The sequence below is a fragment of the Streptomyces lusitanus genome (genome assembly GCF_042647945.1).
In the GTDB taxonomy this organism is placed as follows: Bacteria; Actinomycetota; Actinomycetes; order Streptomycetales; family Streptomycetaceae; genus Streptomyces; species Streptomyces pseudogriseolus.
In genome coordinates, this window is sequence record NZ_JBHRWL010000001.1 from 91,194 (window position 1) to 104,654 (window position 13,461).

General features: G+C 70.7%; 15 protein-coding genes. 11 read left to right on the plus strand and 4 right to left on the minus strand.

Annotated features, from left to right (window positions below):
* Positions 1–126 precede the first annotated feature (126 nt).
* The 4 genes from ACFOSY_RS00500 (at position 127) to ACFOSY_RS00515 (ending at position 2,553) form a co-directional block, all read left to right on the plus strand.
* Positions 127–576, plus strand: a complete 450-nt coding sequence (locus ACFOSY_RS00500; RefSeq protein WP_394304741.1) for a helix-turn-helix domain-containing protein — start codon at positions 127–129, stop codon at positions 574–576.
* Positions 577–587: 11 nt separating this feature from the next.
* Complete coding sequence (locus tag ACFOSY_RS00505) at positions 588–1,094, plus strand: PIN domain-containing protein (RefSeq protein ID WP_394304891.1); 507 nt, start codon at positions 588–590, stop codon at positions 1,092–1,094.
* A 339-nt stretch (positions 1,095–1,433) separates the two neighbouring features.
* On the plus strand, positions 1,434–1,970 hold the full coding sequence (locus ACFOSY_RS00510) for a hypothetical protein (protein ID WP_394304742.1): 537 nt from the start codon (positions 1,434–1,436) through the stop codon (positions 1,968–1,970).
* Between the two features lie 286 nt (positions 1,971–2,256).
* Positions 2,257–2,553: a ribosomal protein L7/L12 gene (locus ACFOSY_RS00515; RefSeq protein ID WP_394304743.1), complete on the plus strand. Its 297-nt coding sequence runs from the start codon at positions 2,257–2,259 to the stop codon at positions 2,551–2,553.
* Positions 2,554–2,632: 79 nt separating this feature from the next.
* Here ACFOSY_RS00515 and ACFOSY_RS00520 read toward each other — a convergent pair whose 3' ends face one another.
* Positions 2,633–3,394, minus strand: coding sequence for a phosphoglyceromutase (locus ACFOSY_RS00520; protein ID WP_225653819.1), 762 nt, complete (start codon positions 3,392–3,394; stop codon positions 2,633–2,635).
* A gap of 196 nt (positions 3,395–3,590) precedes the next feature.
* On the opposite strand from ACFOSY_RS00520, the gene ACFOSY_RS00525 reads away from it, so the two are divergent.
* On the plus strand, positions 3,591–4,868 hold the full coding sequence (locus ACFOSY_RS00525; RefSeq protein ID WP_394304744.1) for an MDR family MFS transporter: 1,278 nt from the start codon (positions 3,591–3,593) through the stop codon (positions 4,866–4,868).
* Positions 4,869–5,025: 157 nt separating this feature from the next.
* Here ACFOSY_RS00525 and ACFOSY_RS00530 read toward each other — a convergent pair whose 3' ends face one another.
* Both ACFOSY_RS00530 and phoU read right to left on the minus strand, forming a co-directional pair.
* Complete coding sequence (locus tag ACFOSY_RS00530) at positions 5,026–5,181, minus strand: hypothetical protein (protein WP_006133908.1); 156 nt, start codon at positions 5,179–5,181, stop codon at positions 5,026–5,028.
* Between the two features lie 200 nt (positions 5,182–5,381).
* Positions 5,382–6,074 (minus strand): phosphate signaling complex protein PhoU, encoded by a 693-nt coding sequence (gene phoU / locus ACFOSY_RS00535; RefSeq protein ID WP_369156575.1) that lies wholly within the window; start codon positions 6,072–6,074, stop codon positions 5,382–5,384.
* Positions 6,075–6,291: 217 nt separating this feature from the next.
* Here phoU and ACFOSY_RS00540 point away from each other — a divergent pair, with 217 nt between their 5' ends.
* Positions 6,292–7,578, plus strand: coding sequence for a sensor histidine kinase (locus tag ACFOSY_RS00540; RefSeq protein WP_394304745.1), 1,287 nt, complete (start codon positions 6,292–6,294; stop codon positions 7,576–7,578).
* The gene (locus ACFOSY_RS00545) at positions 7,575–8,255 is read left to right on the plus strand and encodes a response regulator transcription factor (protein ID WP_006133905.1); all 681 of its coding nucleotides are present in this window, start codon (positions 7,575–7,577) and stop codon (positions 8,253–8,255) included. The genes ACFOSY_RS00540 and ACFOSY_RS00545 overlap by 4 nt, the downstream gene beginning before the upstream one ends.
* 179 nt (positions 8,256–8,434) lie before the next feature.
* On the opposite strand, the gene ACFOSY_RS00550 is transcribed toward ACFOSY_RS00545, so the two are convergent.
* Complete coding sequence (locus ACFOSY_RS00550; protein ID WP_394304746.1) at positions 8,435–9,157, minus strand: DUF461 domain-containing protein; 723 nt, start codon at positions 9,155–9,157, stop codon at positions 8,435–8,437.
* A 655-nt stretch (positions 9,158–9,812) separates the two neighbouring features.
* Here ACFOSY_RS00550 and ACFOSY_RS00555 point away from each other — a divergent pair.
* From ACFOSY_RS00555 to cysS, 4 genes are all read left to right on the plus strand, one after another.
* A complete protein-coding gene (locus ACFOSY_RS00555; RefSeq protein WP_003953493.1) occupies positions 9,813–10,295 on the plus strand; it encodes a CarD family transcriptional regulator in 483 nt (160 codons plus the stop codon).
* Between the two features lie 352 nt (positions 10,296–10,647).
* Positions 10,648–11,424: a 2-C-methyl-D-erythritol 4-phosphate cytidylyltransferase gene (gene ispD, locus ACFOSY_RS00560; RefSeq protein WP_394304747.1), complete on the plus strand. Its 777-nt coding sequence runs from the start codon at positions 10,648–10,650 to the stop codon at positions 11,422–11,424.
* Positions 11,414–11,908 carry a 2-C-methyl-D-erythritol 2,4-cyclodiphosphate synthase gene (gene ispF / locus ACFOSY_RS00565; protein WP_394304748.1) on the plus strand — a complete coding sequence of 165 codons (495 nt, stop codon included), beginning with the start codon at positions 11,414–11,416 and terminating at the stop codon, positions 11,906–11,908. The genes ispD and ispF overlap by 11 nt, the downstream gene beginning before the upstream one ends.
* Before the next feature lie 124 nt (positions 11,909–12,032).
* On the plus strand, positions 12,033–13,433 hold the full coding sequence (gene cysS, locus ACFOSY_RS00570) for a cysteine--tRNA ligase (protein ID WP_394304749.1): 1,401 nt from the start codon (positions 12,033–12,035) through the stop codon (positions 13,431–13,433).
* Positions 13,434–13,461 lie beyond the last annotated feature (28 nt).

Consider the following 13,461-nt stretch of genomic DNA (forward strand, 5'->3'; position numbering starts at 1 on the left):
GGAACTCATCGGGCGTGTGCCGATCGGGGTGCCGTCGCGGTGGTGACCTCACGGTTGTCCGCGAAAGAGCGCACGGTTACAGCTATTGCAGATGCGCTCGCCGGGGGACAATGATTGGAGGAGACCATGGCTCGTACGAGCGTCCTTGCCCGTGCCGAAAAGGTCGAACCGAATCCCTCACACCACGGCGCCCTCGCCGCGACTGCGCGAATGGAGCCGGAGCAGGTTCAGCTCCTTGTGCGCACCCCGGACGGTGGCGAACTGGCGCTGCCACGGGAACTGGTGCGCATTCTCCTTGCCTCCGCCGACGAGCTGGCCCGAGGGCACGCGGTGACGATACTGGCCTCCGAGGTTCAACTGTCACCCGCAGAGACCGCTGAGCTTCTGGGCTTGTCCCGGCCGTTTGTCACCCGTCTCCTCGATGCCGGTGACATCCCGTCGATGAATCTGCCCGGAAGTAGGCATCGCGTGGTGCGCCTTGCCGATGTGCTGGCGTTCCAGCAGCGGCGCGAGCGCCGCAGGGAGGGGCGACGTCAGATCGCCGACGTGTTGGACGACACCGAATCGGGCATCTGATTCGGTTCTCACTGTCGGCGGCAAAGGAGCAGGGGGAAGCGTGGCACGTGTGGTCCGAGCGGCTCCTGGCAGAGTGGGAGCGGGTCATCGTCCGGGAAGGCAGGCGTTCAGCGAAGTCGGCCACCGCTGTCGGCCATGCCGTTCGACGCTTCTTCGCCGATTGTGAAATCGAGGCAGCGTCCTACGAGCACCTGGTGGACGAAATGCCTGGCGTTGATCCCGACGACCGGCACCATGCGGCGGCAGCGGTGGCTGCCGGCGCCGCCGCGCTGGTTACCTGGAATCTTGCCGACTTCCCGGCGGGTGACCTGGCTGCCCGTGGAGTGCGGGTGGTCGACCCGGATGCGTACTTGTGCGGGCTGTATGGCGAGGTTCCGGATGAGGTGGTGGATACGGTCGTCAGGCTTGCCGCAGAGAAGCGCAACCCGCCCGTCACCATCACTGATGCCATTGCCCGACTCGCGAAGGCCGGACTACCGGGTTTCGCTGACGTCTTGACGCGGCATCTCGGGCACTGACGCCGGGAGTTGCGACAGCGGCTCGTGCAGTCGTGGCCGCCCTCTTCGGCGGCGCCTACGCTCCCGAACACCGAGGCAGTAGAGCGCGATGTCCGACGAGGGAGCCACCGAGTACTGCACGTTGGTCTGCGACGACCCGCCCCACGAAGTGGTGCTCGTCGACTGTGGGTCCCGCGAGATGGATGTGATCCTGGCTCTGACGACGGCGAGGCCCGTCGAGCCGTTGAGATCGTCAAGTTGCTCCGCGGAAGCCTGACGCGGATCCGGCGGTAAGACCTGTTCCGTTCACTGTGCTGTCCTCTGAGGGAGGATGTCAGTCCCCGTTCATAGGATCACGGCATGTCTGATGCCTTCACCGTCTTGTGGACCCACGACACGTGCCGTGCGCTGCGCAAGGCGGGGCGTGTGGGAGAGCGACCGCCGGTCGCCTTCAGCGGCATTCACTCCTCCCTTCCCGCATGGACGGGTGCTCGTGCCGGGGACGAGGTGTACGCGCTGCATGTCAATCGGCGCGAGGTTTTCGTGGTGAGTCAGCTGCGGGTGATCGACATGGAACGACGCGACTGTTGCGGCGTGGCTCCCGCAACGTGGGAGGACCCTGCGTATCCCGGGCACGGTGACTGGTCGATGCTCGGCGCCGGCGGCTGCGGTGCCATGGCGGTGCATGTGGACGCGACGCCCGTACGCTTCGATGTGGCCCTCCCCGGTGACCTGCTTGCGAGACTTGCCTGGCGCAACCGCCGCGGTCAGACCCGCGGTCTGAAGCACCTGGTGGACGGTCGTCTTGAGAGCTCGGTCAGCCTCCAGGGGTTCTACCGTCTGACCCCTGAGGCCGCCGGCGAGTTGGCGGACGTCGTCGGCAGCTCTGCCCTTTGACGGTGAAGGACGACCGAGGCGTGAGCACCCGGCACGCGTCGACCCCTCTGCGGTGCCTCACGAAGTGGCGACCACGGCCTCAGCCGGCAGAGGCAGCCCGCCACTGCGCGGTGATGCACCCTTCTTCCATGTCCCACCACTCCCTGCCTTGCCGCGCCGGCCGCAGGGGGGTGACGGCTGCTCAGCGTCGGATACGGGCTCGTCCGTGCCTCAGCCGGCGACAGCCGGCCAGGACGGCGGGCACGCAGGCTCGTACGGTCGGAGTTGGAGAAGGGCGGGGACAGAGATGGCGGACACGTACTTCTGGCTGGTGTGCGACGACGTGCCCCACGACGTGGTGCTCACCCACCCGGGCGTCCGCGTGCTGGACGTCGTCCAGGTCGTGCGTCGGCTGACAGGACTGAGTCTCTGGCGCAGCAAGGTCCTGGCAACGCAGGTTCCCACGGTCCTTCTCGCCGGCGTGCCCGAAGAAGACGCGGCGGCGGCCGTCTCGGCCCTGCGCGGCGCGGGAGCCCGGGCGGAGACGAGAAAACGGCTGGAGCCGGAGCTTCCGAAAACTGAGCACGGCCGAACAACGGGTTGACGGCCCAGAGGCGGGCCCGAGCGGAAGGAAAGCCCCCTCCCGGCGGGAAACCGCAGGCAGGGGGCTTGATCCGTACCGCTTACTTCTTCTTGCCCTGGTTCTTCACAGCCTCGATCGCCGCGGCCGCCGCCTCCGGGTCGAGGTAGGTGCCGCCCGGGTTGACCGGCTTGAAGTCGGCGTCGAGTTCGTAGGACAGGGGGATGCCCGTGGGGATGTTGAGGCCCGCGATGTCGGCGTCCGAGATGCCGTCCAGGTGCTTGACCAGCGCGCGGAGGCTGTTGCCGTGGGCGGCGACCAGGACCGTGCGGCCGGAGAGGAGGTCCGGGACGATCGAGTCGAACCAGTACGGCAGCATGCGGACGACGACGTCCTTCAGGCACTCCGTCTGCGGACGCAGCTCCGGCGGGAGGGTCGCGTAGCGCGGGTCCGAGAACTGGGAGTACTCGGCGTCACGGTCGAGCGGCGGCGGCGGGGTGTCGTAGGAGCGGCGCCAGAGCATGAACTGCTCCTCGCCGAACTCCGCGAGCGTCTGCGCCTTGTCCTTGCCCTGGAGGGCGCCGTAGTGACGCTCGTTCAGGCGCCAGCTGCGGCTGACCGGGATCCACAGGCGGTCCGCGGCCTCCAGCGCCAGCTGGGCCGTGCGGATCGCGCGCTTCTGGAGCGAGGTGTGGAGCACGTCGGGCAGCAGGCCGGCTTCCTTGAGCAGCTCGCCGCCGCGCGTGGCCTCCTTCTCGCCCTTCGCGGTGAGGTTGACGTCCACCCAGCCGGTGAACAGGTTCTTCTCGTTCCACTCGCTCTCGCCGTGGCGGAGGAGGATCAGCTTGTACGGTGCGTCGGCCATGTGCCCGAGCGTAATCGACGCCCCGCACGCCCCGCGCCCCCTGCCCGCCTGGCGGACGGTTGACGGGATCTGTTAATCGAGTGGCCGCCGGAAGGCCCGCCTTCGTAATGTGTGCTGGCCGTCCAAGGCGCTTACACGTCGGCGGCAGTCACCTACACTCATCCCGGGCCGCGCCCGGGCGCCAGGGGGGCCACCCATGTCAGTCACCGGAGTCAGACGTGCCCTGAGCGAGTCCGTCTCGGGACTTCCCCGCGCCTTCTGGTGGCTGTGGACCAGCACCCTGGTCAACCGGCTCGGCGCCTTCGTCGCCACCTTCATGGCGCTCTACCTCACCCTCGACCGCGGCTACTCCGCCTCCTACGCCGGTCTCGTCGTCGCCCTCCACGGCCTCGGCGGGGTGATCTCCTCCCTCGGCGCCGGCGTCATGACCGACCGGCTCGGGCGGCGGCCCACCCTGCTGGTCGCCCAGACCGCGACCGCCCTGTCCGTCGCCCTGCTCGGCTTCGTGCGCGACCCCGTCGCCATCGCGGCCGTCGCCTTCCTCGTCGGCATGGCGTCCAACGCCTCCCGGCCCGCCGTGCAGGCGATGATGGCGGACATCGTGCGGCCCGAGGACCGTATCCGCGCCTTCTCGCTCAACTACTGGGCCATCAACCTCGGCTTCGCGGTCTCCTCCATGGGCGCCGGCTTCATCGCCGAGGTCAGCTACCTCGCCGGCTTCCTCATCGAGGCCGGGATGACCCTCCTGTGCGCCGTGCTCGTCTTCGTCAAGCTGCCCGAGTCCCGCCCGGAGCGGCAGGCCGCAGGACCCGGCGGGACGAAGGAGGAGTCCGTCTCCCTCGGCACCGTGCTGCGCGACGGCCGGTTCATGGGCGTCGTCGGGCTGTCCTTCCTCATCGCCCTCGTCTTCCAGCAGGGCTACCTCGGACTCCCGGTCGCCATGGGCGAGGCCGGCTTCACGCCCGCCGACTTCGGCATGGCCATCGCCGTCAACGGCGTCCTGATCGTCGTCCTCCAGCTGCCCGTCACACGGCTGATCGAGCACCGCGACCCGCGCCGGATGCTCGTCGTCTCCTCGCTGCTCGCCGGGTACGGCTTCGGCCTCACCGCCTTCGCCGGGTCCGTGGGCGTCTTCGCCCTCACCGTCTGCGTGTGGACGCTCGCCGAGATCGTCAACGCGCCCGTCCAGACCGGCCTGGTCGTACGGCTCTCCCCGGTGCAGGGGCGCGGGCGCTACCAGGGCGTGTACACCTCGTCCTGGGCGGTCGCCGCCCTCGTCGCCCCGCTGATGTCCGGCTTCGTCATCGACCGGTGGGGCGCGGCCTGGCTGTGGGGGACCTGCGCCGTCGTCGGCACGGTGGCCGGCCTCGGGTACGGGCTGCTCATGCGGCGGCTGCCGGACGGTACTGACAGCGACGCCGACGCCACGACCGACATCGGCACCCACACCGAGCCCGTGAAGCAGACCGCCTAGCGCGCCCGCACGCCGAAGGCCCCGCTCGCCGTCACCGGTGTGCGGGGCCTCCGTACGTTCGTCATGCCGGCCGTTCGTCATGCCGTACGTTCGTCATGCCGTACGTTCGTCATGCCGGCCGTTCGTCATGCCGGCCGTACCGGCTACGCTCGGCGCGTCACCCGCACTGGCAGGGGCTGCCCGACTGGCACCCGCAGCCGCAGCCCGAACCGCAGCCGCAGGCGGCGATCAGGGTGAGGTTCCTGACCTCGGCGGGTTGCTCGGTCTCGCGCTCCTGCGTGGGGTCGGGCGTCGTGCCGGGGGATTCGGCCATGGGTCCCTCCTCGGGCTGGGGCCTGCGCACACCTGCTCCCCATTGGACGCCCGCCCGGCCGGGCGCATCAACGGCGCATCGGGGGCGGCGGAAGCACCCCCGCGCCTCCACTGACCGCCCGCGCCCCCGACCGCCGCTCGCGCCCCCGACCGCCGCCCGCGCCCCCGACCACCGCCCGCACGCCGCCCCCGGAGCGAGCCTCAGCTGCCCTCCACCGGCGCTATCTCCGGCTGGATGTCCGCCTGGATCTCGTCCGCGTGCTCGCCGGTGACCAGGTAGACCACCCGCTTGGCGACCGACACCGCGTGGTCCGCGAACCGCTCGTAGTAGCGGCCCAGCAGGGTGACGTCCACCGCCGTCTCGATGCCGTGCTTCCAGCGGTCGTCCATCAGGTGCTGGAAGAGGGTGCGGTGGAGCAGGTCCATCGCGTCGTCGTCCTGCTCCAGCTGGAGCGCCAGGTCGACGTCCTTGGTGATGATCACCTCGGCCGCCTTGGCCATCAGGCGCTGGGCGAGCTGGCCCATCTCCAGAATCGTGGCGTGCAGGTCCCGCGGCACCCCGCGGTCCGGGTAGCGCAGCCGCGCCAGCTTCGCCACGTGCTGGGCGAGGTCGCCGGACCGCTCCAGGTCCGCGGACATCCGCAGCGAGGTGACGACGATCCGCAGGTCGGTCGCCACCGGCTGCTGCCGGGCCAGCAGGGCGATGGCCCGCGCCTCCAGGTCATGCTGGAGCTCGTCGACCTTCTGGTCCGCCTCGATCACGCTCTCGGCGAGCTTCAGATCGGCGTCGAGAATGGCGGTCGTGGCGCGCCCGATCGCCGATCCGACCAGCCGGGCCATCTCCACCAGACCGTCGCCGATCGAATCCAGTTCCTCGTGGTACGCGTCCCGCATCGGAAATCCTCTCGTGCGTCTTGGTCCGGGCAGCCCCGGTCCGGGCTCTGCGGGGACCGGTGTCCCACCCACGCTCCCACGTTCGGTCCCCCACGCGTCCGGTTCCGTCACCTCGCGTGAACCGGTACTGGCCTGTAGGTGAACTCTGGGCGACGAGTGTCCGAGGTCGCCCGCCGACCGCTGTGGGCAGCGCTCGCCGCATGCCTAACCTGGACGCATGGACGTGAACGCGGCGGTCGCCGCAGCGGCAGCGATCGCCGGACTGCTCACCGGTGTCATCGCCATGCTGGCGTTCCGCGTCAGTGAACGCGAGCAGCGGCGCCCCACGCGCACCTCGCTGCACACCGACGCCGTGCTCCCGCCCGGCGTCGACACCGTGCTGTCCGTGCTGCGCTCCTCCGCCGTGGTCCTCGACGAGAACGACGGCGTGGTGAAGGCCAGCTCGGCCGCGTACGCCCTCGGCCTGGTCCGCGGCGGCAAGCTGGCCGTGGAGCCGATGCTGAAGATGACCCGCGACACCCGGCGGGACGGCGAGATACGGCAGGTCGAGCTGGACCTGCCCCGCCGGGGGACCGGACGCGGCGAGGCCCTCGCGGTGTCCGCGCGGGTGGCGCCGCTCGGCTCCCGGCTGGTGCTGCTGCTGGTGGAGGACCTCACCGAGGCCCGCCGCATCGAGGCCGTACGGCGCGACTTCGTCGCCAACGTCAGCCACGAGCTCAAGACGCCCGTCGGAGCGCTGTCCCTGCTGTCCGAGGCCGTGATGGACGCCTCCGACGACCCCGAGGCCGTGCAGCGGTTCGCCGGGCGCATGCAGATCGAGGCGACCCGGCTGACCAACCTGGTGCAGGAGCTGATCGACCTTTCCCGGGTGCAGAACGACGACCCGCTGGAGGACGCCGAACCGGTCCCCGTCGGCGAACTGGTCGCCGAGGCCATCGACCGCTGCCGGCACCAGGCGGGCACCAAGGAGATCACCATGGCCGCCGCGGGAGCCGCCGGCCTGCGGGTCTGGGGCAACCGTGGACAGCTCGCCGCCGCGCTCGGCAACCTGGTCGAGAACGCGGTCAACTACTCGCCCGCCCGCACCCGCGTGGGCATCGCGGTCCGCTCGGTCGCGCAGCCCGGCGGGGACCTGATCGAGATCGCCGTGACCGACCAGGGCATCGGCATCTCCGACAAGGACAAGGAGCGCATCTTCGAGCGCTTCTACCGCGTCGACCCCGCCCGCTCCCGTGCCACCGGCGGCACGGGGCTGGGCCTCGCGATCGTGAAACACGTGGCCGCCTCGCACGGCGGGGAGGTCACGGTGTGGAGCGCCGAGGGCCAGGGCTCCACCTTCACCCTGCGGCTTCCCGAGGCCCGTGCGGCCCGCGGCCGCCGGGCGTCCGAGCGGGACGGCTCCGAGAGTCTCGACGAAGAGGCCGGAGGAACGTCCCACCCCTCCCCCCACACGTCCGATCCATCCGCGTACGCAACGCTTCCCTCCCCGGAGGTCCTTCCGTGACCCGAGTGCTCGTCGTCGAGGACGAGGAGTCCTTCTCCGACGCCCTGTCGTACATGCTCCGCAAGGAGGGCTTCGAGGTCGCGGTCGCGACCACCGGGCCCGACGGACTCGACGAGTTCGAGCGCAACGGCGCCGACCTCGTCCTTCTCGACCTGATGCTGCCCGGGCTGCCGGGCACCGAGGTGTGCCGCCAGCTGCGCGGCCGCTCCAACGTCCCCGTGATCATGGTGACCGCCAAGGACAGCGAGATCGACAAGGTGGTCGGCCTGGAGATAGGCGCCGACGACTACGTCACCAAGCCCTTCTCCTCGCGTGAGCTGGTGGCCCGGATCCGCGCGGTGCTGCGCCGGCGCGGCGAGCCGGAGGAGACCACGCCGGCGGCCCTGGAGGCGGGCCCGGTACGGATGGACGTCGACCGGCACGTGGTGACCGTCGGCGGCACCAAGATCGACCTGCCGCTGAAGGAGTTCGACCTGCTGGAGATGCTGCTGCGCAACGCGGGCCGGGTGCTGACCCGGATGCAGCTCATCGACCGGGTGTGGGGCGCGGACTACGTGGGGGACACCAAGACCCTCGACGTCCACGTCAAGCGCCTGCGCGCCAAGATCGAGCCGGACCCGGGAGCGCCCCGCTACCTGGTGACCGTGCGCGGGCTCGGCTACAAGTTCGAGCCGTAGGCCGCGGGCCGGCACGAAGACGCCGAAGGGCGGGACCCGGTGGGGTCCCGCCCTTCGGCGTGCGTGCGGTGCGTGTACGGCCTCAGGCGTACGTGCACGGATGTACGTACACGGACCGGTCGGGCGCGTGTACCGCCGGTCGGGCGCCTGTACGGCCGTTCAGGTGCGCGTACGGCCGGTCAGTGGCCGGAGGTGTTCTGGCTGGCGGAGGCCGCGTCGGACGGGGTGCCCGACGGGGCGCCGGTGTTCTCGCCGCCGGAGGTCTCCTCGCCCGACGGCTCGCCCTCGCCCTGGCCCTCACTCTCACCCTGGCCCTCGCCGGTGGCCTCGTCGGCCGGCTCGCCGGAGGCGTCCGCCGACGGCGACGAGGAGGCGCCCGCGGCGGGGGCCTCGCTCGGGCCCCAGCTCTCGAAGAAGTGCTCGGCCGGGAAGACGATGGCCTGGAGGCTCACGTCGCCGGTCTCGCTGAAGGTGAAGGTGATCTTCTGGGCGTTGCCGTCCTGGACGGCCTCGCGGCTGCTGGGCAGCACGGCGGAGGCGTTGCCCTCGCCGCCGAGGATCAGGCTGCCGCCGGCCGGGACGACCAGGTCGCCGCCGCCCTCGGCGGGGGACAGCTCGGCGGTCTTGCCGGTGCCGGGGACGGTGACCGACTCCAGGGTCTGGTCCTTGTCGCCCGAGTTGAAGAGGGTGGCGGAGACGACGGCGGGGCCGGTCGACTCCAGGTCGGGCTGGGTGATGACGGTGGCGTTCTGCACCTGGATGTCGCCGACCGTCGTCGCCGCGTTGTCCGGCTGGATCTGCAGGGTCTGGGCGTTGTTGCCGGCCGCGCACGCGGAGAGCGAGGCGAGGGAGATTGCGATGGCGGCGGCGGCGAGGGCGCCGCGTCGAAGGCTGCTGCTCACGGCGGCGGCAACTCCTTGACTCGAGCGTGTGTGGCGACCGGGTGAAGCCGCCCTAAGTGTCTGTCAGCGGCCTCAGATTACCGAGCCTCCCGCAGGCCGCTGCACCCGACCCTCCCCACGCCTACCCAGGTCGCGCCCGTCAGGCGTGGCCCTACGGAGGATGTCACCCGATCACGCCGCGACCGGTCGGCCGCTCACCTCATCGGTCACGCGGACCACAAGTGACTCGTCGGTAAACATCCGCCACTTCCGTCCGGAGCGCCCCCGCATTCACGCGCCCGCGCATTTCGGTGAAGGAATGAGGGGGATCCCGGTAATGGATCACCGGGCGCTGATCCTCACACCGTGTGATCAATTCCGGATTCGGCCGGAACCGGCTCGGCTCACCGAACGGAGTAGCGGAAGTCGTGCATCTGGAACCGGACATTTGGGGAGGTTCGACCGCTCGTGTGGGGCTCCGGAAGGGTGTAACGTGCGCGTTTCGCTTGCCCCGGAGAGCCGCTCCGACCTGCGAATACCTGCTTCCGCTCGGCGTCCGAAGCACGTTCCTGTTGCTGTTGTCAAGCCCCGAGAATGGCCCTGACCTGCGAAAACGCCATTCAGAAGACGCCGTATCCGTGTTACCCTGGATAGCCACGGAAGGGGTACCTGTCACATGACGTTCAAGGTTGGCGACACCGTGGTCTATCCCCATCATGGGGCCGCGCTGATCGAGGCAATCGAAACTCGCCAGATCAAAGGCGTGGACAAGACCTACTTGGTGCTGAAGGTCGCCCAGGGTGACCTGACGGTACGTGTGCCAGCGGACAATGCGGAGTTCGTCGGCGTGCGTGATGTGGTCGGTCAGGACGGGCTGGACCGGGTCTTCGAGGTGCTGCGCGCGCCGTACGCCGAGGAGCCCACGAACTGGTCCCGTCGGTACAAGGCAAATCTCGAGAAGCTCGCCTCGGGCGATGTCATCAAGGTCGCGGAAGTCGTGCGTGACCTGTGGCGCCGGGAGCGGGAGCGCGGTCTCTCCGCCGGTGAGAAGCGCATGCTCGCGAAGGCGCGTCAGATCCTGGTCAGCGAGCTGGCCCTCGCCGAGAACACCAACGAGGACAAGGCCGAGGCCCTGCTCGACGAGGTTCTCGCCTCCTGAGTTCTCCGAGTCGTGGCTCCGCCCGTCGCGTGCCGTTCACGCCGGCCGTCGGAGCAGCACTCAGAGCACTCAGCGCATCGAAATGCCGCGGTGCCCGATGACGTCCAGGACGTCGCCGGGCGCTGCGGCATGTTCGTACCCGGACACCTACGTAGGCTGCACTTGCGCCGAAACGGGGAATGTGTCATCACTCACGTCCCCACCCCTGGCGTGCCGGGCCCGGGCGGTCGGACTCGACCAGAGTCACGGAAGGGGCTGGTCAAGGCGGAACGCCCGGCACTTCCCCCGCTCCGTGCGGGGGCACGCCCAGGCCATACCCACGTAGGCCGAGCCCACAAACCTGACAGGAACCATGTCTGACGATCCGCTCCCGCCGTCCTCGCCGACCCCCGCATCCGGCCGTCCGACGGCCCGGACAGCGGCCGTCATCCCGGCCGCGGGCCGGGGTGTGCGGCTCGGCCCCGGTGCCCCCAAGGCGCTGCGCGCGCTCGGCGGCACGCCCATGCTCGTCCACGCGGTGCGCGCGATGGCCGACTCCCGCGCCGTCTCCCTGGTCGTCGTGGTCGCGCCGCCCGACGGCGCCGGCGAGGTCAAGTCGCTGCTCGACGCGAACGCCGTGCCCGAGCGGACCGACGTCCTCGTCGTCCCCGGCGGCGAGACCCGCCAGGAGTCCGTGAAGCTCGGCCTGGACGCGCTGCCGCCCGGCTACGACATCGTCCTGGTGCACGACGCCGCCCGCCCGCTGGTCCCCGTGGACACCGTCGACGCGGTCGTCGAGGCCGTACGCGACGGAGCGCCGGCCGTCGTCCCCGCGCTGCCGCTCGCCGACACCGTCAAGCAGGTCGAGCCGGCCGCCGCGCCCGGCGCACCGGAGCCCGTGGTCGCCACCCCCGACCGCTCCCTGCTGCGGGCGGTGCAGACCCCGCAGGGCTTCGACCGGGCCACCCTGGTCCGCGCCCACGAGACCGTCACGGACGACGTCACCGACGACGCGAGCATGGTCGAGCAGCTCGGCCTCACCGTCGTCACCGTCCCCGGGCACGAGGAGGCCTTCAAGGTCACCCGCCCCCTCGACCTGGTCCTCGCCGAAGCGGTCCTGGCGCGCAGGAGGCTCAACGATGGCTTCTGAGACGTATCCCCTGCCGCGGGTCGGCATCGGCACCGACATCCACGCCTTCGAGGACGGCCGCGAGCTGTGGTGCGCCGGCCTCAAGTGGGAGGGGGAGGGCCCCGGACTCGCGGGACACTCCGACGCGGACGTCGTCGCGCACGCAGCCTGCAACGCCCTGTTCTCCGCCGCGGGCCTCGGCGACCTCGGACAGCACTTCGGCACCGGCCGCCCCGAGTGGTCCGGCGCCTCCGGCGTCACCCTGCTCACCGAGGCCGCCCGCATCGTCCGCGAGGCCGGCTTCCGCATCGGCAACGTCGCCGTCCAGGTCGTCGGCCCCCGCCCCAAGATCGGCAAGCGCCGCGAGGAGGCCCAGAAACTTCTCTCCGAGGCAGCGGGCGCCCCGGTCTCGGTCTCGGGCGCCACCACGGACGGGTTGGGCTTCCCGGGCCGAGACGAGGGCTTGATGGCAGTGGCAACAGCCCTGGTGATTCAACAGGCGTGACCGTCACACGCCCCAGGGGCGCGGGGAACTGCGCGATCAACCCCCACCGGGCCCGCACGTGACATGCGCCGTGGAAACCGCCGGAGGCACACCGCACACCCTCGCGCCTACTACCCTGGACCCCGTGACCATTCGCCTGTACGACACCAGCGCCCGGCAGATCCGTGACTTCACCCCGCTCCGGCCGGGTTGCGTCTCGATCTACCTGTGCGGTGCCACCGTGCAGGCGGCACCGCACATCGGGCACATCCGCTCGGGGCTGAACTTCGACATCATGCGCCGCTGGTTCGAGTACCGCGGCCTGGACGTGACGTTCGTCCGGAACGTCACGGACATCGACGACAAGATCATCGCCAAGTCCGCCGAGCAGGGCCGCCCCTGGTGGGCCATCGGGTACGAGAACGAGCGCGCGTTCAGCGACGGCTACCGCGTGCTCGGCTGCATGCCCCCGACCTACGAGCCGCGCGCCACCGGCCACATCACCGAGATGGTCGAGATGATGCGCGGCCTGATCGAGCGCGGGCACGCGTACGAGGCCGAAGGCAACGTGTACTTCGCCGTCACCTCGTTCCCCGACTATCTTCAGCTGTCCAACCAGGAGCTGGACAACCTGCTCCAGCCGTCCGGCGACGGCGAGACCGGCAAGCGGGACCCGCGCGACTTCGCGATGTGGAAGGCCGCCAAGCCGGGCGAGCCCAGCTGGGAGACGCCGTGGGGCCGCGGGCGCCCGGGCTGGCACCTGGAGTGCTCGGCGATGGCGCACAAGTACCTCGGCAGCGCCTTCGACATCCACGGCGGCGGCCTCGACCTGATCTTCCCGCACCACGAGAACGAGATCGCCCAGGCCAAGGCCTACGGCGACGAGTTCGCCCGGTACTGGGTGCACAACGCCTGGGTCACCATGAGCGGCGAGAAGATGTCGAAGTCGCTCGGCAACAGCGTGCTGGTCAGCGAGATGGTCAAGCGCTGGCGGCCCATCGTGCTCCGCTATTACCTGGGCACCCCGCACTACCGGTCGATGATCGAGTACAGCGAGGAGGCCCTGCGCGAGGCGGAGTCCGCGTTCGCGCGGATCGAGGGCTTCGTGCAGCGCGTGGTGGAGAAGGCCGGGGGCGTCGTCCCGCCGGCCGCCGAGGTGCCGCCCGCGTTCGCCGAGGCGATGGACGACGACCTGGGCGTCCCGCAGGCGCTCGCCGTCGTGCACACCGCCGTCCGGCAGGGCAACAGCGCGCTGGCCGCCGACGACAAGGAGGAGGCGGTCGCCCGCCTCGCCGAGGTGCGCGCCATGCTCGGCGTGCTCGGCCTCGACCCGCTGGACCCGCATTGGGCCGGCGACGGCGGCCGCGGGGACGACCTGCACGGCGTCGTCGACACCCTGGTCCGCATGGTCCTCGACCAGCGCGAGGCCGCCCGGGCCCGCAAGGACTGGCCCACCGCGGACGCCATCCGCGACCAGCTCAACCAGTCCGGGCTGGTCGTCGAGGACAGCCCGCAGGGCCCGCGCTGGAGCCTCGGCCCCCGCTGACGGCCCCAGCGGGGACCCGGCGCCCGCA

Bases quoted from the DNA above. Each gene is read 5' to 3' on its own strand.
- ACFOSY_RS00500 (WP_394304741.1), top strand. From the start codon at position 127: ATGGCTCGTACGAGCGTCCTTGCCCGTGCCGAAAAGGTCGAACCGAAT.
- ACFOSY_RS00510 (WP_394304742.1), top strand. From the start codon at position 1,434: ATGTCTGATGCCTTCACCGTCTTGTGGACCCACGACACGTGCCGTGCG.
- ACFOSY_RS00515 (WP_394304743.1), top strand. From the start codon at position 2,257: ATGGCGGACACGTACTTCTGGCTGGTGTGCGACGACGTGCCCCACGAC.
- ACFOSY_RS00520 (WP_225653819.1), bottom strand. From the start codon at position 3,394: ATGGCCGACGCACCGTACAAGCTGATCCTCCTCCGCCACGGCGAGAGC.
- ACFOSY_RS00525 (WP_394304744.1), top strand. From the start codon at position 3,591: ATGTCAGTCACCGGAGTCAGACGTGCCCTGAGCGAGTCCGTCTCGGGA.
- ACFOSY_RS00530 (WP_006133908.1), bottom strand. From the start codon at position 5,181: ATGGCCGAATCCCCCGGCACGACGCCCGACCCCACGCAGGAGCGCGAG.
- phoU (WP_369156575.1), bottom strand. From the start codon at position 6,074: ATGCGGGACGCGTACCACGAGGAACTGGATTCGATCGGCGACGGTCTG.
- ACFOSY_RS00540 (WP_394304745.1), top strand. From the start codon at position 6,292: ATGGACGTGAACGCGGCGGTCGCCGCAGCGGCAGCGATCGCCGGACTG.
- ACFOSY_RS00555 (WP_003953493.1), top strand. From the start codon at position 9,813: ATGACGTTCAAGGTTGGCGACACCGTGGTCTATCCCCATCATGGGGCC.
- ispD (WP_394304747.1), top strand. From the start codon at position 10,648: ATGTCTGACGATCCGCTCCCGCCGTCCTCGCCGACCCCCGCATCCGGC.
- ispF (WP_394304748.1), top strand. From the start codon at position 11,414: ATGGCTTCTGAGACGTATCCCCTGCCGCGGGTCGGCATCGGCACCGAC.